This is a genomic window from Flavobacterium jejuense (assembly GCF_006491595.2).
Lineage (GTDB): Bacteria > Bacteroidota > Bacteroidia > Flavobacteriales > Flavobacteriaceae > Flavobacterium > Flavobacterium jejuense.
The window spans coordinates 19,245-39,209 of sequence record NZ_VEVQ02000016.1; the positions used below are offsets into that span (position 1 = coordinate 19,245).

The window sequence follows — 19,965 nt, forward strand, 5'->3', positions numbered from 1 at the left end:
TAATTATATACGTTGACAAATAATGGTTGAACCATCTTTTATATTGTTTGTGTCTATTGCTAGTTCTGGATCTATGTACTCAGATGAACTGAACCATTTTGGTTTTGAATAAAAATACCATCCATAAGGTTGGTTTTTTTCATCAACAAAATGTATTTGACTATTTGGGTTCTTCTCGTTGTAATCGTTTATAAAGTAATAAAACAATCTTCCAAAATCTATTGCTCTAGGAGCTTTTACCTTGAAATTTATAATTTGTGTATCAGTTGCCTTTTTTTGAAAGACTAGATTCAGTATGATTATGTTTTTCATTTCTGAAACTTTTGGAGATGGATATTTATCATTTAAAGGATAAAACCATCTTTTATGTAATTTTACAGGTATTGAAATGGAATATTCAAATAATTTGTAACAAAGTGAAGGAGAAATGAAGAAAAATAAACTAGATAATAAGTAAAATGAAAATTCTCCGTCAGAGAAATATTTAGTAATTACATACATGAATGCAGCTAAAAATAGAGAACTAGAGAAAATAATAGCAATTTCGCTAATGAAATTTTTAACTTCAAATTTTTTAAAATAGTCATGGAAAATTTTAAGATGAATTATTCCCGCAACAGCAAAATAAATCTGGAAAGAAATTAACCTTTGATTTAAACTAGTGTCTTTTAAATTGTAAAGAATACAAGAAAAAATGATAAAAATAACAACTTGAATAACAATGTATAAGTAGAATTTTTTTCGCTGTTGTCTAAATTTTGGAATTTTACTACCAATGAGAATGTTAATTATTAACGCAATTGCAATTAATAATAATAAATATATTATTTCCTGACCAAAATTGATATAGTTTAAATACTTTTTCATTTATAATATGGTTGATATTCCTAATCTTGATTTATATTGTTTTTCGTCCATCGAAAACATCTGATCTTTTTTGTTTAAAGTGACTTCAAAAGAGTATTGGGCATGAAAGGGTAAAAATAAATTAAAAAAGTTATTTAAAAAAGATTCCATCAATTGATTTTGAAAGTATTTACTTAATTCTTTAGATTTTTTTAATGGTCCTATAATGAAGTTGTATTTCTTTAGAAAAATTCGTTCTGAACTTTCCAAGGTTGTATTTATGCCCATTATCAAATCATTAGAATCATCTACTTTGTCATTAACATTCTCAAGTTTAATATAACTAGTTTCATAAGTGACTTTTTCATTAATAATTTGCTCTAAAATGGAAACTATTTCGTCTATATTTTGATTTGAATTGTCTTTTAACTGTAAAAGAGCATAAAACATTTTTACTACTAATTCATCTGGAATTTCTTCTTCAAAGACCAGTATTGTTTTAATAATATCAACAATTCCATTTGCATTTAAATTTGAAAAGAAAAAAGATTCATTTTTTTCTATCTCATGTCTAAACCGGAAAAACTCATTCTCAATGGGGTTGAAGAAATTACGAGCTTCTTTTTCTTCTTTTTTTCTGGTTTTAAATTCGTCTACAGGATTAGAAAAACTATCAGAATTTCTATAATTATGAGAGATGCTTTCAGGAAGAATATCATAAAAACTATCTCTACTAATTTCGATGTTCAAAATATCAGAATCAATTGAATCAAGGTTAATTGACATTTTATCCTTACTGAATTTTCTGTAAAAAAGACCATTAGGTTTTATGACAATGTCGAAATCATCAATGTTATTTTGTAATAATGAATCTAATAATAATTCGGTTCTTAAATCAAATGGAGTTAAATTTCTTTGATTTTCTATGAAAGTCTTTTTTTTACTCATTTTTTTTACCATTTTTCAATCTGCCAGAAACAACATAGAATTTTCTCCAATAATTACTTTTTAAATCTGAAATTGAAGCTCCACCAGCTAAATTAGCGTTAAAAAACTTATTATTTTTTAAATAAATACCAACGTGACTTATTATTTTTTCATCCGTTATTCTGAAAAACACTAAATCTCCTTCTTCTAGGTTTTTTGTAAGTTTAAATAAGTGAAAACGTTTGTCCAGCCCCATTTGTTCTGCTGTTCGAGGTAGGTCGCAATTGTATACTTCTCTGTATAAATGTTGCATTAAAGCAGAGCAATCTATGCCTTGTTTGGTTTCTCCACCATATACGTATTTGGTTCCTTCCCATTCCTTTATGAATTTATATAGTTTTCCGTTAATAATTTCATCTTTATCAACTTCTAATTTTTTTGAAAAATATATTTTATCTTCTTCTGGTAAAGGATCGTAAACTACATAGTTGGCTTTTTCCTCATAAACATTTTCATTGTAATAAGTGGTTGTGCTTTTTTTTGTTCCACAATTAATTAATAAGCATGAAAAAAAAAGTAAAGCTATAAATTTCATTTTTTGTTATTTGTTTGTCGTTTAAACTAACTACAATAGTATGAGTTTTTATTAAAAAAAGCAAGTGTTTCGATAGAAATATGTTTGTGGAATAATAATATTTTATTAAACTAATAGAATGAAATTATATCAAGTAAATTCAGTTTAAGAGGATGCGTTTTAATAAAAGAAAATTCCTATTTTTGATGAAATTTATGTTTTATAATTCTGAAATCTACTTCGTTTGAAAAGTAATTTAATAACAGTATGTTTATTTTAACCCCATTTAAAAAATATTTTGATGCAAAAATACCTATGGTATTTTCGGCTGTTGTATTGCTTTCATTAGTAATAATTATTTATAAATTAAATAATGAGACAGAATGTAATGCTAAAGAATTTAAAATAGATGCTCCTTCTTTTATGGTTGGTGAGTTTATAATTTTTTCGGATGACTCTAAAAACGCAGATTCATGGAGATGGTATTTTGGTGATAATTCTCAAATTGCGTTTCGTTCAAAAGTAGCTCATTCATTTGACAAAGAAGGGGAGTATTTAGTTAAATTAGTAATTAATAATAAATGTACTGTTCAACGTGTTGTCGCAATTTTGCCCCGGAAAAATTCTATTGATCAATCGCTAATTCCTAAAATTAATGTGCCAAATTATGTAATGGAGGGAGAGGAAATTGTTTTTGAAGATAATACAGATTCAGCTCAATCTTGGGAATGGAGATTTGGTGAGAATTTAAAAAATAAAGTAGATTCTTTTGATAAAAAGTGTAGTTATACTTTTACAAGTCCGGGCAGAAAAATGATTTCTCTTGTAGTAAATGATGACTATACACATGTGGCTACAAAAGTAATTTTTGTTATGCCTAAAAAAGAAGAGCAGGTTACTAAGTCAGATAGAAAGAGAAATACAATACCAATTAATCCTTTTCAAAATGTGCCAGATGCACCACCTGAAGAAGATAATGTTGTTAAGGTTGAAAAAGGACCTGAAATTGGTGGAGCTGATGCAAATAAAATTGAAGATGTGTTTGAATTGGTTACTAATAACAAAATATCATATGAAGACTTCTTGAAATATTTTTGTAAATATAATTTACCAACAGTTGTTTTTAAAGATCAAAAAACAACTTCATTAAAGGAGTTTTATTACCAAGTGAAAAAAGAAAAAATTAAACTGAAGAACATATCGATTCAAAAAGTTAAAGATGATTGTATTGTAATTATTTTAATTGATAAAAAATATAAGTCCATTTTTTAGCCTGATTTATGGTTTACGAAAAGGTTATCGTTAATATTAAAATTTTAATAATTAAATTATCATCATATAATAATTTAATTTTTTCCTATTTTTGCCATGCAATAAATTAAAATATATAGAATAAGTGTTGTGTTTTTTGGCACTACATCTTTAAATTTAACAAATATACAATGAAGACAATTCAATTTAGAGAAGCTATCTGTGAGGCAATGAGCGAAGAAATGCGTCACGATGAGTCTATTTATCTAATAGGTGAAGAAGTGGCTGAATATAACGGTGCTTACAAAGCTTCTAAAGGAATGCTTGATGAATTTGGGTCTAAAAGAGTTATAGATGCTCCTATTGCTGAGCTAGGTTTTGCAGGTATTGCTGTCGGTTCTGCAATGAATGGAAATCGACCGATTGTTGAGTTTATGACTTTTAATTTCTCGTTAGTTGGAATTGATCAAATAATTAACAATGCAGCTAAAATGAGACAAATGTCAGGAGGACAATTTAATATTCCTATTGTTTTTAGAGGGCCAACTGCTTCTGCAGGTCAATTAGCAGCTACTCATTCACAAGCATTCGAAAGCTGGTATGCAAATTGCCCAGGATTAAAAGTTGTAGTTCCATCAAACGTGTATGATGCTAAAGGTCTTTTAAAATCTGCTATACGTGATAACGATCCTGTTATTTTTATGGAATCAGAACAAATGTATGGAGATAAAGGAGAAGTTCCAGAAGGAGAATATACGCTACCATTAGGTGTTGCTGATGTAAAGAGAGAAGGTACTGATGTGACTATTGTTTCTTTTGGTAAGATCTTAAAAGAAGCTTTTGCTGCAGCTGATGAGTTGGCAAAAGAAGGTATTTCTTGTGAAGTTATCGACTTAAGAACGGTAAGACCTTTGGATTATGAAACAGTTTTGAACTCTGTTAAAAAAACAAACAGATTAGTTATTTTAGAAGAAGCTTGGCCTTTTGCAAGTGTAGCATCTGAAATCACTTATATGGTTCAGGAAAAAGCATTTGATTATTTAGATGCTCCAATACAAAGAATAACAACTGCGGATACTCCAGCTCCATATTCACCAGCTTTATTGAAAGAATGGTTGCCAAATGCTGATGATGTTATCAAGGCAGTTAAGAAAGTTGCTTACAAGTAAAGAAAAAACTTACTATATTTGGAACTTCATCAAGGAATTGATGAAGTTTTTTTTTGAATTTTAAAATATGTATATAAAAAAAATAGTTTGCCTGTTTATATTCTTCTCTTTTGTTGGGGTTGCTCAAACTAAAGTAGGAGGTAAAGTGATTGATGAGTTTGATGAACCTATTCCTTTTGCTAATGTGATTTTCAAAAATTCAAGAGAAGGTGTTATTACAGATGAAAATGGTAATTTTTATTTCGAATCGAAACAAAATTATTCTTTTTTGGAAGTGTCTTTTATTGGTTTCGAGAAAAAAGAAATTCCATTAAAACCCGGTTTGAATACTAATTTGAAAATAGTTTTAAAAGAGGGTACTCAATTAAAAGAGATTGTTGTTTATTCTGGAAAGACTTCAAAAAAAGACAACCCTGCTCTAGATATTCTTAGGAAAATTTGGGAAAGAAGAAGGAAAAACGGTCTTAAAATGTTTAAACAGTATGAGTATGATAAGTATGAAAAAGTTGAATTTGATTTAAATACGATTGATTCAGCTTTTATGAATAGTAAAATGTTCAAGGGAATGGAGTTTGTATTTAAACAGATTGATACGTCTAATATTTCTGGAAAGACATTCTTGCCTATTTTTATTAATGAGACTTTAAGTAAAATATATGGAGATAATGAAGCAAAAAAATTTAAAGAAATAATTGAAGCTAATAAAAATTCTGGTTTTAGTTCGGGGGATGGTGTAAATACATTTATTAAAGATTTGTATGCGGATTACGATATTTACGATAATTACCTAAAATTCTTTGACAAGGATTTTGTAAGTCCATTATCTCGAACAGGAATTAATGTTTATAACTATGTGCTTAATGATAGTATGTACATCGATAATAAATGGTGTTATAATATAGTTTATTATCCAAGACGTAAAAATGAATTGACCTTTAAAGGTGATTTTTGGGTAAACGATTCTACATTTGCTATAAAAAAAATAAATTTAGAAGCCAGTAAGAGTGCCAATATTAACTGGGTTAAAGAGATTTATATTGAGCAAGAATATGATGTTTTAAATGATTCTGTCTTTTTGTTGAAGAGAGACTACATGATGTCAGATTTTAGTTTTTCTAAAAAAGAAGAGTCGAAAGGAGTTTATGGAAAACGAACTACTTTGGCTAGAAATCATCAATTTGATATTAAGAAAGAAGATAAATTCTATAAAGAAGAGGTTAACTATTATGATAATGAGGTTTTTAACCGTTCTAAGGAGTATTGGGATGGGAATCGTTTTGAAGAACTTAATGAAAATGAAGCAGGTATTTATAAAATGCTCGATACTTTGAAGGAAGTGCCCCGATTTAAAAGAATTTATAACTTAGCTTCAATTCTTGGAAGTGGTTACATTGAAATACCAAAGTGGAAAATGGATTTCGGTCCAATTTTTTCAACTTTTGGATATAATGATGTGGAAGGGATTAGGACTCGTGTAGGTGGACGAACCTATTTTGGAAGTAATGATTTATGGAGATTACAAGGATATTTAGCGTATGGTTTTAAAGATGATAAAGTTAAATACGGAGTTTCAGGAAAATGGATGGTGGATAAAAAGAATCGAATTATCCTTTCTGCTGGAAATAGAAGAGATGTAGAGCAAATAGGAGTTAGTCTTACGACATCAAATGATGTTTTAGGTAGAAGTTTTGCTTCTTCTTCTTTGTTTTCTAGTGGTACAAATAATAAATTAACGTCTGTAAATTTAACAACTTTAGGATTTGAAATTGAGCCAGTTAAAAATGTTTCTTTTCAAACTAATTTCTCTTACAGAACTTTAGAATCTGCATCAGACGAATTTAGTTTGAATTATTATACAGATGATTCGCAAACAACAACGGAAAGTAAGGTAAAACAATCTGAAATTAATTTTGTGGCTGAGTTTACTCCGAAAAGAAGAACAGTTGGTTATGGTGTAGAACGTTTATTAGTAGATAATAATTACGCCCGAATTTTCCTAAGTTACAGTCAAGGCTTTAAAGGAGTTATGGATAGTGACTTTGATTATCAAAAAGTACAGTTTTATTATCGCCAACCTGTTTTGGTTGGTGGCTTTGGGAGACTTTTTACAACTCTTGAATTAGGAAAAACTTTTGGGCAAATTCCTTTAGGTTTAATGGGTGTTATCCCAGGAAATCAATCTTATTTTATTATAGATAATACCTATAATCTGTTGGATTATTATGACTTTGTGGCAGATGAATATGCGTCACTTCATTTTGAGCATCATTTTAATGGTAGATTGTTTTCTAGAATTCCTTTGCTTAGAAAATTAAATTGGAGAGAAATTGTAGGTATAAAAGGTGTTTATGGAACGGTTTCAGAAGAAAATCGTTTAATTAATGCTTCGGGATTACTTTACAGATCTCCAGAAGATATATATTGGGAATATAACGCAGGAATTGGGAATATTTTTAAGGTTTTAAGAATTGATTTTGCTTGGAGAGGTAGTTATTTAACTATTCCAGATGCAAACAAGTTTACAGTAAAAGCTTCATTCGGGTTTTATTTTTAATTTGAGTGTTCCCTTTCAGGTCGCGTCTTCCACTATATCTTTTTTGTTTTGAAAGAAAAACAAAAAAGGATGCCGTTGCAACCGCTAACACAAACTTTTAAATATGAAAGAAGCCATTTCTTATTTGCTTCAAAAAGATATTGTATTTCAGCAAATATTCGATTTGTATGGAGAACCTACAATTTCTACAAGGCCTCAAGGATTTGAATCGCTGTGTAAGCTAATTATAGAACAACAAGTTTCATTAGCTTCTGCAAAAGCATGTTACCTAAAACTAGAAAATTTATTAGAAGTTGTAAATCCAGAAAATATAAGTAAAACTGCTGATGAAGATTTGAGAAATAATGGAATTTCAAAACAAAAAGTGGTGTATTTAAAAGCGCTTTCAAATGCAGTTTTAAATAAAGAATTACAATTAGAAACACTTGCAGAGAAAACAGAACCTGAAATAAAAACAGCATTAACAACAATAAAAGGAATTGGTAATTGGACTGCTGAAGTGTATATGATGTTTTGTCTTCAAAAAGAAGATGTTTTTCCTATTGGAGACATTGCTTTACAGAACACTTTGAAAGAGTTATATCCAGTTTCTTCAAAAGAAGAAATGATATTGCTTTCAGAAAATTGGAAGCCTTATTCATCATTAGCGACCTATTTTTTTTGGCATTATTATCTAAAAAAACGCAATAGAGAACCTTTGGTTTATTAAATTGTTAAATAACAATTATTTTTAGTTTTGTACTAAAATAAATTAATAATTCATTCTTTAAAAAAATCTAGAATGATTACATTTGCACCCGCTTTAAAATTAAAAAAACATGACAGCAGATAAAGTTACTACATTTGATGTATTGATAGAAATTCCAAAAGGAAGTAGAAATAAGTATGAATATGATTTCGATTTAAAGAAAATCAGATACGATAGAATGTTATTCTCATCTATGATGTATCCAGCTGATTACGGTTTTATCCCTGAAACTTTAGCATTAGATGGCGATCCACTAGATGTTTTAGTATTAGTTACTGAACCAACATTTCCTGGTTGTGTTATGGAAGTGAAACCAATTGGAGTTTTTCATATGGCAGATGATAAAGGCCCTGATGAAAAAGTAATTTGTGTTCCTGTTTCGGATCCTATTTGGAATAAACTAAATGATCTTGGAGATATGAATTCGCATCTATTAAAAGAGATTGAACATTTTTTCCAAGTTTACAAAGATTTAGAAAACAAGAAAGTAGATGTTGAAGGTTGGGGAGATGTTAGAGAAGCAAAAGAAATTTTTGTGAAATGTACACAACGATTTAATGAAATACCAAATAAACCTGAAGGATTATTTAGTATTAAATAAATTAAGATAAAAAATGTAAAAAAGGCAATATTCAGTAGTAATATTGCCTTTTTTGTTTATTTTTGTTAAGAACGATAAATTATGTTTAACTAAAACAACCAAAAAAACTTTATGGATTCAATAATGATTTATATGCCAATTATTATGGCATTATTAGGTTTAGCTTTTATGTTTTATAAAAGAGCCTGGGTTTTAAAGCAAGACGCTGGAGATGGGAAAATGAAAGAAATTTCCGATTATATATATGAGGGAGCATTAGCTTTCTTAAAAGCAGAATATAGACTATTGACTTTCTTCGTTATTGGAGCAAGTGTTGTTTTAGCTGGAATAGCTTATTTTGTATCAACTACTAGTTATTTAATTATAATTGCTTTTATTGTTGGTGCTATTTTTTCAGCTTTGGCTGGAAATATGGGAATGAAAATTGCAACTAAAACAAATGTTAGAACTACTCAAGCAGCTCGAACTAGCTTACCTAATGCTTTAAAAGTGTCTTTTGGCGGTGGAACTGTAATGGGACTTGGTGTAGCAGGATTAGCAGTTTTAGGACTAACAGCTTTTTTTATTATTTTCTTCAATTATTTTATGGATGGTCAGTGGTCCTCTACTGATGATATGACACTTGTTTTAGAAACCTTAGCAGGTTTTTCTCTAGGTGCAGAATCAATTGCTTTGTTTGCTCGTGTAGGAGGTGGTATTTATACAAAAGCTGCAGATGTAGGAGCTGATTTAGTAGGTAAAGTGGAAGCTGGTATTCCAGAAGATGATCCTCGTAATCCAGCTACAATTGCAGATAACGTTGGAGATAATGTAGGAGATGTTGCAGGTATGGGAGCTGATTTATTTGGTTCTTATGTTGCAACTGTTTTAGCAGCTATGGTCCTTGGAAACTATGTAATTAAAGATATGGATGGAAGTATCCAAGATGCTTTCGGAGGAATAGGGCCAATTTTATTACCAATGGCAATCGCTGGCTTTGGAATTTTATTTTCTATCATTGGAACAACTTTAGTGAAAATATCAAGTGATGATGCAAAAGAAGCACAAGTCCAAAAAGCATTAAATATAGGGAACTGGTTTTCAATTGCTTTGACATTGATAGCTTGTTATTTTTTAGTTGATTATATGTTGCCTGAAACCATGAAAATGAATTTCTTTGGAGAGGGAATAAAAGAGATTTCTTCAATGCGTGTATTTTATGCAACAATTGTTGGATTAGCTGTTGGAGGAATTATTTCTTCAGTAACTGAATATTACACAGGTCTAGGTACAAAACCTGTTTTGGCAATCGTGCAAAAATCATCGACAGGAGCAGGAACAAATGTAATTGCTGGTTTGGCAACGGGTATGATTTCAACTTTCCCAACAGTATTGTTATTTGCGGCTGCTATTTGGGCTTCTTATGCTTTGGCTGGTTTTTATGGTGTAGCTTTAGCAGCTTCAGCAATGATGGCTACAACTGCAATGCAATTAGCAATTGATGCATTCGGACCAATTTCTGATAATGCTGGTGGAATCGCTGAAATGAGTGAGTTACCAAAAGAAGTGCGTACAAGAACAGATATTTTAGATTCAGTAGGAAATACAACGGCTGCAACAGGTAAAGGTTTTGCAATTGCTTCGGCAGCATTAACATCTTTAGCTTTGTTTGCTGCTTATGTGACTTTCACAGGAATTGACGGAATTAATATTTTTAAGGCTCCAGTATTAGCAATGTTATTCGTGGGAGGGATGATTCCTGTAGTTTTTTCTGCTTTAGCGATGAACTCTGTAGGGAAAGCAGCTATGGATATGGTTTACGAAGTGAGACGTCAGTTCAAAGAAATTCCAGGAATTATGGAAGGAACTGGAAAACCAGAATATGGTAAATGTGTGGAAATTTCTACAAAAGCAGCTTTGAGAGAAATGATGTTACCTGGTGTTTTAACAATAGGTTTCCCAATCATAATTGTGCTATTGGGTAAATTGGTTTATCCGCATAATAACCAATTAATTGCAGAAATGCTCGGTGGTTATATGGCTGGAGTTACTGTTTCAGGTGTACTTTGGGCTGTTTTTCAAAACAATGCGGGTGGCGCATGGGATAATGCAAAAAAATCATTCGAGGCTGGTGTTGAAATTAATGGAGAAATGACTTATAAAGGTTCTGATGCTCACAAAGCAGCTGTAACTGGTGATACTGTCGGTGATCCTTTCAAAGATACTTCTGGTCCATCGATGAATATTTTAATCAAATTAACTTGTCTAATAGGTTTAGTAATCGCACCAATTTTAGGTGGTCATTCTGCAAATCCAGATATTGCTTTAGGTTCTTGTTGTCATAAGCATGGAGCTGTTGTTGAATGTAATTCAATGAGTGAAACTGAATGTATTGAAAAAGGATGTATGAATCCTAATTGTAAAATGTTGCAAGGAGAAGTAATACACAGTTTAAATCACGACGATCACAATCATAAAGAAGTAACTAGAGAGGTAAAGGTTGAAAAAACGATAGGAGAAGACGGTACAGTAAAGGCTATCGTTTCAATAATTGAAGTTGTTGATGGAAAAGAAGTTATTACTGAAAAGTTCTTTGAAGGAACTGAGGTTGAAGTTAAAGCGGCAATTGATGCTTTAGAAAAATAATCTTTTCAAATTATTAAATATAAAATCTCTTTTGAAGCAATTTGAAAGAGATTTTATATTTAGTATCAGTATAAGAAACTTTAATTATAAATAAAGTTCTAAGAATTTTTATTTATAGAATTTCTTTTAATAAATTTATATTATAAAATAGTTTTATGCGATTTTTTAATCTTTTTGCTTTGCTAGTGTTGTCTGGTTTTTGTATTGCACAAAATCAAAATAATATAATTCCAAAACCACAAAATGTAACTTATAAAAAAGGAATATTTATATTAAATAAAAATACTACAATTCAAGCTGATGAAAATTCTTTTGAAGCAAAATATCTTCAAGAGCAAATAAAAACTCAAACAGGTTTAGATTTAAAAATATCTCATGCTAATTCTTCTTCTTCAAAAATAGTATTAAAAATAATGAGTCCAATTGACCCTTATTGGAATCAAGAAAGATACAATCTTACTATTTCTGAAAAAGAGATAGTAATTTATGCACCTTACAATCAAGGGATTTTCTATGGAATACAGTCTTTATTACAAATGACTCCTTATGAAAAGTCTTCAAAAATTACATTGAATGCTATTTCCATATTTGATGAACCAAAGTTTCAATGGAGAGGAATGCATCTCGACGTAGCACGTCATTTCTTTTCTGTTGAATTTGTTAAGAGATATATCGATTATTTGGCAACCTACAAATTAAATACTTTTCATTGGCATTTAACAGATGATCAAGGTTGGCGAATTGAAATTAAAAAATATCCAAAATTAACCCAAAAGGGAGCATGGAGAAATGGCTCAATGATTGGTCATTATAGAGATCAAAAATTTGATACTATAAAATATGGTGGTTTTTACACGCAAAATCAAATTAAAGAAGTTGTTGCTTATGCTAAAGAACGACATATTACTATTATACCAGAAATAGAAATGCCTGGACACGCAATGGCAGCATTAGCATCCTATCCTCAATTTGCTTGTACAAATGGACCTTTTGAAGTAGCAAAAGTTTGGGGTGTTTTAGATGATGTTTTTTGCCCAAAAGAAGAAACTTTTACTTTTTTACAAGATGTTTTAACAGAAGTTATAAAATTGTTTCCGTCAGAATATATTCATATTGGTGGAGATGAATGTCCAAAGACAAGATGGGAATCATGTGTACATTGTCAAAAATTAATTAAAGAAAACGGTTTAAAAGACGAACATGAATTGCAAAGCTACTTTATTCAAAGAATTGAAAAGTTTATGAATTCAAAAGGTAGAAAAATTATTGGTTGGGATGAAATTCTTGAAGGTGGTTTGGCTCCAAATGCAGCTGTAATGAGTTGGCGAGGAACAGAAGGAGGAATTGCTGCAGCAAAAGAAAAGCATTATGTAGTAATGACACCTGATTCGTATTGTTATTTTGATCATTATCAAGCAGATCCTAGTGACGAACCCATAGCAATTGGGGGTTATACAACAGTTGAAAAAGCATATTCTTATAATCCTATCCCAAATGAATTAACAAGTGAAGAAGCTAAATATGTCTTAGGTGCTCAAGCGAATGTTTGGACAGAATATATGAATACAACAAAGCATGTAGAATATATGATAATGACAAGAATGATGGCTTTGTCTGAAGTACTTTGGGGAACTTCAAATTCAAATAAATATGAAGATTTTGAAAGTCGATTAATTCATCATTTGCCTGTTTTAGATAGGAAAGGGATAAATTATAGTGAAGCTATATATAATATTAAAGCGACTATTAAAGAAGAAAATGGAACTTTGTTTTTTGATTTAAAATCAAAAAACAATGCAAATATTCGTTATACAACTGATAACTCTGAACCTAATTTGAATTCAGAAAAATACACAGTTGCAATTCCTATAATAAAAAATCAAAAAATTAGAGCTTCCTATTTTGAAGATGGAATAGAAAAAGGAAACGGAATTGACCAAGATTTTTTAATTTCAAAATCTACTGCAAAATCAATTAAATTAGAGTTTTCTCCAAGTAAAAATTTTTCAAATGGAAATCCTTTTACGTTAATTAATGGTGTTTTTGGAGACATTCAAAAATTTAGAAAGGATTGGTTAGGGTTTAACGGAAAAAATGCGGTAGCAACGATAGACTTTAATAAAACAGAAACAATTTCAAGAATTAAATTTAATGTTTTTGATGGTAAAATCAGCTGGATTTATTTACCTAAAGAAATAACAATTGAAACTTCAATAGATGGAATAAATTTTGAAATCCAAGAAAGGGTTTTGGCTCAAGAAATAGAAGACTTAAAAGGAATAATAAATATACAATTCAATAAAATAGAAGCAAAATTTGTAAAAGTAACCGTAGAAAATTTTGGTGTGATTCCAAAAGGAAATCCAGGAGAAGGAAATGGAGCTTGGCTTTTTATTGATGAAATACTTGTAAACTAATATGGGAAATAGAAGAGATTTTTTAAAAACTACTGCAGTTGCGTCAGTAGGTTTAGCTTTAAATTCATTTAAGTCAACTGGAGAAGAGATAATTGCAAAAAATAAAAAAGTAAATAAACCAATAGTAATTTCAACTTGGAATTTTGGATTGCAAGCAAATGACGCTGCTTGGGAAATTCTTAAAAGTGATGGAAGGGCATTAGATGCTGTTGAAGCTGGTGTGAAAATTCCTGAAGGAGATCCTAATGAAAGAAGTGTTGGATTTGGTGGAAGACCAGATAGAGATGGAAGAGTAACACTCGATTCTTGTATTATGGATGAATTTTCTAATATTGGTTCGGTTGCTGCTCTAGAACACATCAAACATCCTATTTCTGTGGCTAGAGCTGTAATGGAAAAAACACCACATGTTATGTTAGTTGGTGAAGGTGCTTTGCAGTTTGCTTTATCAGAAGGTTTTCAAAAAGAAAATCTATTAGTGGAAGCTTCGGAAAAAGAGTGGAAAGAATGGTTAAAAACAAGTGCCTACAAACCCATTGCTAATATAGAAAATCACGATACAATTGGAATGATTGCATTGGATGCTCACGGAAATCTTTCAGGTGCTTGTACAACAAGTGGAATGGCCTATAAAATGCATGGTAGAGTGGGAGATTCTCCAATTATAGGTGCTGGTTTGTATGTCGATAACGAGATTGGAGCTGCAACTGCAACAGGTCATGGTGAAGAAGTAATCCGAATTGCAGGATGTCATTTGGTAGTGGAATTAATGCGTCAAGGGAAGTCTCCTCAAAAAGCTTGTGAAGAAGCAGTTACTCGTATTGTAAAACTGACTAAAAACAGGAATAAAGATCTTAAAGATATTCAAGTAGGTTTTATTGCTTTAAATAAAAAAGGGGAGTATGGTGCTTATTGTATTCAAGGCGGATTCAATTTTGCAGTTTACGATACTTCAGGAAATAAATTAGTGGATTCTGATTATTTTTTAAGATAATGGCAAAATTAGAAATTGCTTGTTTTAATTTAGAGTCTGCTTTAATTGCACAAGAAAATGGAGCAGATAGAGTAGAACTTTGTGCTAAAATGCATTTAGGAGGAACAACTCCAAGTCTAGAAATTATAAAACAAGCAAGGAAGCAATTAAGTATTGATTTATTTGTTATGATTAGACCAAGAGGTGGAAATTTTGTTTATACAATGAATGAATTAATGATGATGTATATAGAAATTCTTGAATTAAAAGATATTGGAGTAGATGGTTTTGTTTTTGGTGTTTTAACTAATGGTAATAAAATTGATATTGAAGTAAATAAATCTTTAGTGGAACTAGCTAAACCTTTTCCATGTACATTTCATAGAGCTTTTGATGAGGTTCAAAATCCTTTAGAAGCATTAGAAGAACTTATTGAATGTGGTTTTCAAACCATTCTAACCTCTGGGAATGCTACAAATGTTAACGAAGGCATAAGTCAATTAGATTTATTAGTTCAAAAGGCAAATAAAAGAATAACCATTATGCCAGGAGGAAGTTTGCGTTCATCAAATTTAAAAATGATTGAGCAAAAAACAAAAGCGATTTTTTTTCATTCTTCAGCTATTATTGATGATTCTAAAATAGCAAATCCAATTGAAATTCAAAAATTAAAAGCCATTCTAAATGCTTAAATTTCTTTTTATATGCTTGTTTCCAATGCTACTTTTAAGTCAAAATGTAGTCCGTAGTTTGAATCATGAAAATTGGAAATTCAAACAAGAAAATAAGGAGAATTGGCTTCCTGCAAATGTACCTGGAACAGTTCATACAGATTTGCTAGCTAACAATTTAATAAAAAATCCATTTTACGGAACCAATGAAAAAGAGTTGCAATGGATTGAAAATGAAAATTGGAATTACAAAACCTCTTTTACTATTACAAAATCTGAAATCACAAATCAAAATATCGATTTGCAATTGGATGGGTTGGATACTTATGCAATTGTTTCTCTTAATAGAAAGCAAATTCTAGAAGTTAATAATATGTTTCGAACTTGGAAAATTCCAATAAAAAACTATTTAGTTGAAGGAGAAAATCAAATAGAAATTAAATTCAAATCGGCTGTTGTTGAAGGAAAAAAACAAGCTGAAAAACTTCCTTATACTTTACCACCTGATGAACGGATTTTTACAAGAAAAGCGCAATATCAATTCGGTTGGGATTGGGGTCCAAGATTTGTAACAGCTGGAATTTGGAAAGATGTAAAACTTAATTTCTGGAACGATATCACATTGGTAAACGTAAAATACAACCAATTAGAGTTAACAAAGCAAAAAGCTGTTTTAGAAATTATTACTGAAATTAAAGCTGCTAAATCGAGAAAGATTGCTCTAAAAATAAATGATGCTATTACTGTTTTAGATATAAAAAAAGGGATAAATAGAATTCTAACACCATATGAAATTAAAAATCCAAAATTTTGGTGGACAAATGGTTTAGGAGAAGCTCATTTGTATCCTTTTGAAATCAGTTTGGTTGATGATAAAGTTACAATTGAAACAAAAGAAATAAATATTGGACTCAGAACTATCGAATTAGTTCAAGATAAAGATGCTATTGGGGCAAGTTTTTATTTTAAAGTAAATGGTGTTCCAGTTTTTATGAAAGGAGCCAATTATATTCCTGATGACAGTTTTTTACCAAGGGTAACTGACTCTATTTATAAAGTAAGAGTTAAAGATGCAGTTGATGCAAATATGAATATGCTACGAGTTTGGGGTGGAGGAATTTATGGCAGTGATGCTTTTTATGACGAATGTGACAAAAATGGAATCCTTGTTTGGCAAGATTTTATGTTTGCTTGCGCTATGTATCCTGGAGATGAAGGTTATTTGGGAAATGTAAAACAAGAAATAATCGATAATGTAAATCGTTTGCAAAACCATCCCTCATTAGCCATTTGGTGCGGTAATAATGAAAATAACGAAGCATGGCATAATTGGGGTTGGCAAAAACAATATAAGTATTCCAATACAGATTCAACTAAAATTTGGAATGATTATGAGCGATTATTCCATCAGTTAATTCCAAAAACATTAGATAGCTTACTTTCTAAAGAAAAGAACATTTATTGGCCATCATCACCATCAATTGGTTGGGGAAGAAAGGAAAGTATGTTGCAAGGTGATTCTCATTATTGGGGCGTTTGGTGGGGGAAAGAACCTTTTGAAATGTATGAAAAGAAAGTAGGTAGATTTATGAGTGAATACGGTTTTCAAGGAATGCCAAATTTACAAACTTTTAAGTCGTTTACTGCATCTGAAGATTTAAATTTAAAATCTGAAACAGTTAGACTGCATCAAAAGCATCTTGTGGGTTATGAGACTATTGAAGAGTACATGAAAAGAGAGTACGAAATTCCAAAAGCTTTTGAAGATTATATATATGTTTCTCAATTATTGCAAGTTAATGGAATGAAAATAGCAATTGAAGCACATAGAAGAGCAAAGCCAAATTGTATGGGAACTTTGTTTTGGCAGTTAAATGATTGTTGGCCTGTTACTTCATGGAGTTCAGTAGATTTTTATGGAAATTGGAAAGCGTTTCAGTATCAAGCTAAGAAAAGCTTTGAAAATTTACTTATTTCAGTTGTTGATGAAGGTGACAGTTACAAAATTTATATTGTTAATGATAATTTGAAAAACTTTAGGGGTAAATTAACCATCAAAACTATCCATTTTAATGGAAAGGTAGTTTCAGAAAGTAGTTTAGATAAAGAAGTGGAAGCTAACTCAAGTAAAGTGTACTATTCTCTTCCAAAAGTAGCAATCAATAAAAAAAATCTAAAAAAATCACTACTATCTGTTGCATTTATTTCAAATGAGAAAAAAGTAGTAACTCATTTTTTTTGGGTTAAACCCAAAAGATTAGCGTTGACGAAACCAATTGTAAAAATCAGACACATTGATAATTTAACTATTGAAATTTCTTCTGATGTTTTAGCAAAGAATGTGTATCTGTCAACTAATGAAAATACACATTTTAGTGATAATTATTTCGATGTATTGCCTAGTCAAGTTTATAGAATTACGCTTTCGAAACCTTCAGAAAATATAATGGTAAAAACGTTATTTGATATTTTGAATTAAATGTGTTTTCCAATTTCCCAACCTTTTTTTTCTAAGTATTGATTGCCACTTTCAATAGCACCTTCTTCTAAGGTTGTCCCCATAGAATCATTCCATCTGTTTAAATAACCAAACAATGAAATAACTCCTAACATCTCTACAATTTCTCCTTCATTCCAATATTTGTATAATTCAGTTTTAATGGTTTCATCAACTGCATTTGGAACAAGTGAAGCAGCCAACGAAAAGTCTAATGCGGCTCTTTCTGCATCAGAAAAAGCAGAATGCGTTTTGTATTCCCATATATTATCTAATTGTTCTTGTTCGGCACCATAACGTTCAGCAGCTCTAATAGCATGAGCTTGGCAATAACGGCAACCTGTTGCATTACTACTTACCCAAGCAATCATTCTTTTTAATGAAGAAGAAACAAGACCTTGGTTTTCCATTACAGCTTTATTTAAATTGATAAAAGCTTTTGAAATTGCTGGACGATGCTGCATGGTCAAAACAGAATTAGGACAAAACCCAAGGGTCTCATTAAAAAAAGCGGCTAATTCTTGTGTTTCTTTATCATGATCTGCTGATAATGGTGTTACTAATGGCATTTTTTTAATTTTTTAATTTTTCTTTAGCTAAGCTTAAATAAGAAGTGTCACTTTAGAGGCTATTTAAAAGCACTAGAATAATCCATTAAGTTCAGCATCTATTTTATTAATGATATTTCCTAAATCTTCTGGGTTGTCAACGAAATTGATGTTGTCAACATCTATGATCACTAACTTACCTTTGTCATAGGTTTCAATCCACGCTTCATATCTTTCATTAAGACGACTTAAATATTCAATTGAAATAGTGTTTTCGTAATCTCTTCCTCTTTTGTGAATTTGACTAACTAAATTAGGAATGGAACTTCTTAAATAGATTAATAAATCAGGTGAGCCAACTAACCCTTCCATTAAATCAAATAAAGATTTATAATTATTATAATCTCTATTTGTCATTAAACCCATAGTATGAAGGTTAGGTGCAAAAATATGTGCATCTTCATAAATTGTTCTGTCCTGAATAGTCGTTTTTCCTGATTCTCGAATTTGTAAGACTTGCCTAAAACGGCTATTTAAAAAGTAGATTTGTAAATTAAAACTCCATCTTTCCATTTGATGATAAAAATCATCTAAATAGGGATTGTCAACTACATCTTCAAAATGAGCTTCCCATTTAAAATGTTTTGCTAGTAATTTTGTTAACGTCGTTTTTCCTGCTCCGATATTTCCTGCAACTGCTATATGCATTAGGGTAAAAGTATTTTATAGTTAATAACTTTATCTGCGGTAAAAATAGATAAAATTCCATTTTTATAATAGAATTTATCAAAGGAATTTTTAGAGATGCTTATTTCAAACAATTTATTTTCTTTCTTTTTAAATAAATAAAGTTGTTTTTCTTTTTTTATAACGTAATTTTCTTCGTTTAGTATTTGTATAGTGTCATAAACAGGTAGCTTTCCTATAGTTTTTATTTTGCCAAAGATTGAAATGGTATAGCAAATGTTTTCTTCATCTATCCAATAGAAATAATTATAATCAGTGGTGTGTAGTGTGATTTTGCTAGTAAGGGGTGTTGATATGAACTTGTAAGTATCTGTTTTAAAATTATATAAACCTATTTTTTGACTTAAGGAATCGTAAAACCAAATTTGATTTTGTATGGCTAGTCCAATGCAACTAAAAGCGACAATGTTTTCAAGTTTATTGCCTTCAATTTTATGGTTTTCATTTAGCTGGTTGTCTAGTAATATGACAGTGTTGAAGTCTTTATAAAATAAAACAGTTTGTAGAGGGTTGTATAAATCAACTGTCGTTAAATTTCCCAAGGTTATATTAGTGTAATTGAATTCTTTGTCTTTTGTTTTCTTGTAAAAAACATTATTTACACTGTAATAGATATTGTGTTCATTAATTTCATATACAGTCTTGTTTTCAAGAACTAAAGAATCAATAAAGGTGGTTTTTATTTTTTCTTGGGATAAAATAGAAAACGTCAGACTCAAAAATAAAACAGTAAATTTAAATTTCATTCAAAAAAGATTAAACCTTTTACATTAAATCGAATCTAAAGGTAATATTTTAACTTTATATTAAACGGTTT

At 30.2% G+C, this 19,965-nt stretch carries 16 protein-coding genes; 10 read left to right on the forward strand and 6 right to left on the reverse strand.

Annotated elements, in window-relative coordinates; translation table 11 throughout:
• Positions 1–3: 3 nt before the first annotated feature.
• The 3 genes from FIA58_RS18190 to FIA58_RS18200 are packed head-to-tail and all read right to left on the reverse strand — an operon-like array spanning position 4 to position 2,368.
• Positions 4–867, reverse strand: a complete 864-nt coding sequence (locus tag FIA58_RS18190; protein ID WP_140964126.1) for a TssN family type VI secretion system protein — start codon at positions 865–867, stop codon at positions 4–6.
• A complete protein-coding gene (locus tag FIA58_RS18195) occupies positions 868–1,794 on the reverse strand; it encodes a hypothetical protein (protein WP_140964127.1) in 927 nt (308 codons plus the stop codon).
• The gene (locus FIA58_RS18200) at positions 1,787–2,368 is read right to left on the reverse strand and encodes a C40 family peptidase (RefSeq protein ID WP_140964128.1); all 582 of its coding nucleotides are present in this window, start codon (positions 2,366–2,368) and stop codon (positions 1,787–1,789) included. Before FIA58_RS18200 ends, FIA58_RS18195 begins: the two co-directional genes overlap by 8 nt.
• A 246-nt stretch (positions 2,369–2,614) precedes the next feature.
• Between FIA58_RS18200 and FIA58_RS18205 the strand changes: the two genes are divergently transcribed.
• From FIA58_RS18205 to FIA58_RS18250, 10 genes are all read left to right on the forward strand, one after another.
• Positions 2,615–3,619, forward strand: a complete 1,005-nt coding sequence (locus FIA58_RS18205) for a PKD domain-containing protein (protein WP_140964129.1) — start codon at positions 2,615–2,617, stop codon at positions 3,617–3,619.
• A gap of 170 nt (positions 3,620–3,789) precedes the next feature.
• Complete coding sequence (locus tag FIA58_RS18210) at positions 3,790–4,767, forward strand: pyruvate dehydrogenase complex E1 component subunit beta (protein WP_140964130.1); 978 nt, start codon at positions 3,790–3,792, stop codon at positions 4,765–4,767.
• Between the two features lie 67 nt (positions 4,768–4,834).
• Positions 4,835–7,321, forward strand: coding sequence for a DUF5686 and carboxypeptidase-like regulatory domain-containing protein (locus FIA58_RS18215; RefSeq protein ID WP_140964131.1), 2,487 nt, complete (start codon positions 4,835–4,837; stop codon positions 7,319–7,321).
• A 103-nt stretch (positions 7,322–7,424) separates the two neighbouring features.
• Positions 7,425–8,030: a DNA-3-methyladenine glycosylase family protein gene (locus FIA58_RS18220; RefSeq protein WP_140964132.1), complete on the forward strand. Its 606-nt coding sequence runs from the start codon at positions 7,425–7,427 to the stop codon at positions 8,028–8,030.
• A gap of 109 nt (positions 8,031–8,139) precedes the next feature.
• The gene (locus FIA58_RS18225; RefSeq protein ID WP_140964133.1) at positions 8,140–8,670 is read left to right on the forward strand and encodes an inorganic diphosphatase; all 531 of its coding nucleotides are present in this window, start codon (positions 8,140–8,142) and stop codon (positions 8,668–8,670) included.
• A 111-nt stretch (positions 8,671–8,781) separates the two neighbouring features.
• Complete coding sequence (locus tag FIA58_RS18230; protein WP_140964134.1) at positions 8,782–11,295, forward strand: sodium-translocating pyrophosphatase; 2,514 nt, start codon at positions 8,782–8,784, stop codon at positions 11,293–11,295.
• A 155-nt stretch (positions 11,296–11,450) separates the two neighbouring features.
• Complete coding sequence (locus tag FIA58_RS18235) at positions 11,451–13,712, forward strand: beta-N-acetylhexosaminidase (RefSeq protein ID WP_140964135.1); 2,262 nt, start codon at positions 11,451–11,453, stop codon at positions 13,710–13,712.
• A 1-nt stretch (position 13,713) separates the two neighbouring features.
• Positions 13,714–14,706 carry an isoaspartyl peptidase/L-asparaginase family protein gene (locus FIA58_RS18240; RefSeq protein WP_140964136.1) on the forward strand — a complete coding sequence of 331 codons (993 nt, stop codon included), beginning with the start codon at positions 13,714–13,716 and terminating at the stop codon, positions 14,704–14,706.
• Complete coding sequence (locus FIA58_RS18245) at positions 14,706–15,377, forward strand: copper homeostasis protein CutC (RefSeq protein ID WP_140964137.1); 672 nt, start codon at positions 14,706–14,708, stop codon at positions 15,375–15,377. The genes FIA58_RS18240 and FIA58_RS18245 overlap by 1 nt, the downstream gene beginning before the upstream one ends.
• Complete coding sequence (locus FIA58_RS18250) at positions 15,370–17,835, forward strand: glycoside hydrolase family 2 protein (protein ID WP_140964138.1); 2,466 nt, start codon at positions 15,370–15,372, stop codon at positions 17,833–17,835. Before FIA58_RS18245 ends, FIA58_RS18250 begins: the two co-directional genes overlap by 8 nt.
• Here the strand turns inward: FIA58_RS18250 and FIA58_RS18255 are convergent.
• The 3 genes from FIA58_RS18255 to FIA58_RS18265 form a co-directional block, all read right to left on the reverse strand.
• Positions 17,832–18,422, reverse strand: coding sequence for a carboxymuconolactone decarboxylase family protein (locus FIA58_RS18255; protein ID WP_140964139.1), 591 nt, complete (start codon positions 18,420–18,422; stop codon positions 17,832–17,834). The two genes, FIA58_RS18250 and FIA58_RS18255, sit on opposite strands and share 4 nt — an antisense overlap.
• A 72-nt stretch (positions 18,423–18,494) precedes the next feature.
• On the reverse strand, positions 18,495–19,109 hold the full coding sequence (locus FIA58_RS18260; RefSeq protein ID WP_140964140.1) for a deoxynucleoside kinase: 615 nt from the start codon (positions 19,107–19,109) through the stop codon (positions 18,495–18,497).
• Complete coding sequence (locus FIA58_RS18265) at positions 19,109–19,894, reverse strand: hypothetical protein (RefSeq protein WP_140964141.1); 786 nt, start codon at positions 19,892–19,894, stop codon at positions 19,109–19,111. The genes FIA58_RS18260 and FIA58_RS18265 overlap by 1 nt, the downstream gene beginning before the upstream one ends.
• Positions 19,895–19,965: the final 71 nt, after the last annotated feature.

What these genes read in the sequence shown, in the direction of transcription:
- FIA58_RS18235 (WP_140964135.1), top strand. Translation starts at nt 11,451, where the DNA reads ATGCGATTTTTTAATCTTTTTGCTTTGCTAGTGTTGTCTGGTTTTTGT.
- FIA58_RS18260 (WP_140964140.1), bottom strand. Translation starts at nt 19,109, where the DNA reads ATGCATATAGCAGTTGCAGGAAATATCGGAGCAGGAAAAACGACGTTA.
- FIA58_RS18265 (WP_140964141.1), bottom strand. Translation starts at nt 19,894, where the DNA reads ATGAAATTTAAATTTACTGTTTTATTTTTGAGTCTGACGTTTTCTATT.
- FIA58_RS18200 (WP_140964128.1), bottom strand. Translation starts at nt 2,368, where the DNA reads ATGAAATTTATAGCTTTACTTTTTTTTTCATGCTTATTAATTAATTGT.
- FIA58_RS18190 (WP_140964126.1), bottom strand. Translation starts at nt 867, where the DNA reads ATGAAAAAGTATTTAAACTATATCAATTTTGGTCAGGAAATAATATAT.
- FIA58_RS18205 (WP_140964129.1), top strand. Translation starts at nt 2,615, where the DNA reads ATGTTTATTTTAACCCCATTTAAAAAATATTTTGATGCAAAAATACCT.
- FIA58_RS18210 (WP_140964130.1), top strand. Translation starts at nt 3,790, where the DNA reads ATGAAGACAATTCAATTTAGAGAAGCTATCTGTGAGGCAATGAGCGAA.
- FIA58_RS18250 (WP_140964138.1), top strand. Translation starts at nt 15,370, where the DNA reads ATGCTTAAATTTCTTTTTATATGCTTGTTTCCAATGCTACTTTTAAGT.
- FIA58_RS18230 (WP_140964134.1), top strand. Translation starts at nt 8,782, where the DNA reads ATGGATTCAATAATGATTTATATGCCAATTATTATGGCATTATTAGGT.
- FIA58_RS18245 (WP_140964137.1), top strand. Translation starts at nt 14,706, where the DNA reads ATGGCAAAATTAGAAATTGCTTGTTTTAATTTAGAGTCTGCTTTAATT.
- FIA58_RS18255 (WP_140964139.1), bottom strand. Translation starts at nt 18,422, where the DNA reads ATGCCATTAGTAACACCATTATCAGCAGATCATGATAAAGAAACACAA.
- FIA58_RS18225 (WP_140964133.1), top strand. Translation starts at nt 8,140, where the DNA reads ATGACAGCAGATAAAGTTACTACATTTGATGTATTGATAGAAATTCCA.
- FIA58_RS18195 (WP_140964127.1), bottom strand. Translation starts at nt 1,794, where the DNA reads ATGAGTAAAAAAAAGACTTTCATAGAAAATCAAAGAAATTTAACTCCA.
- FIA58_RS18240 (WP_140964136.1), top strand. Translation starts at nt 13,714, where the DNA reads ATGGGAAATAGAAGAGATTTTTTAAAAACTACTGCAGTTGCGTCAGTA.
- FIA58_RS18220 (WP_140964132.1), top strand. Translation starts at nt 7,425, where the DNA reads ATGAAAGAAGCCATTTCTTATTTGCTTCAAAAAGATATTGTATTTCAG.
- FIA58_RS18215 (WP_140964131.1), top strand. Translation starts at nt 4,835, where the DNA reads ATGTATATAAAAAAAATAGTTTGCCTGTTTATATTCTTCTCTTTTGTT.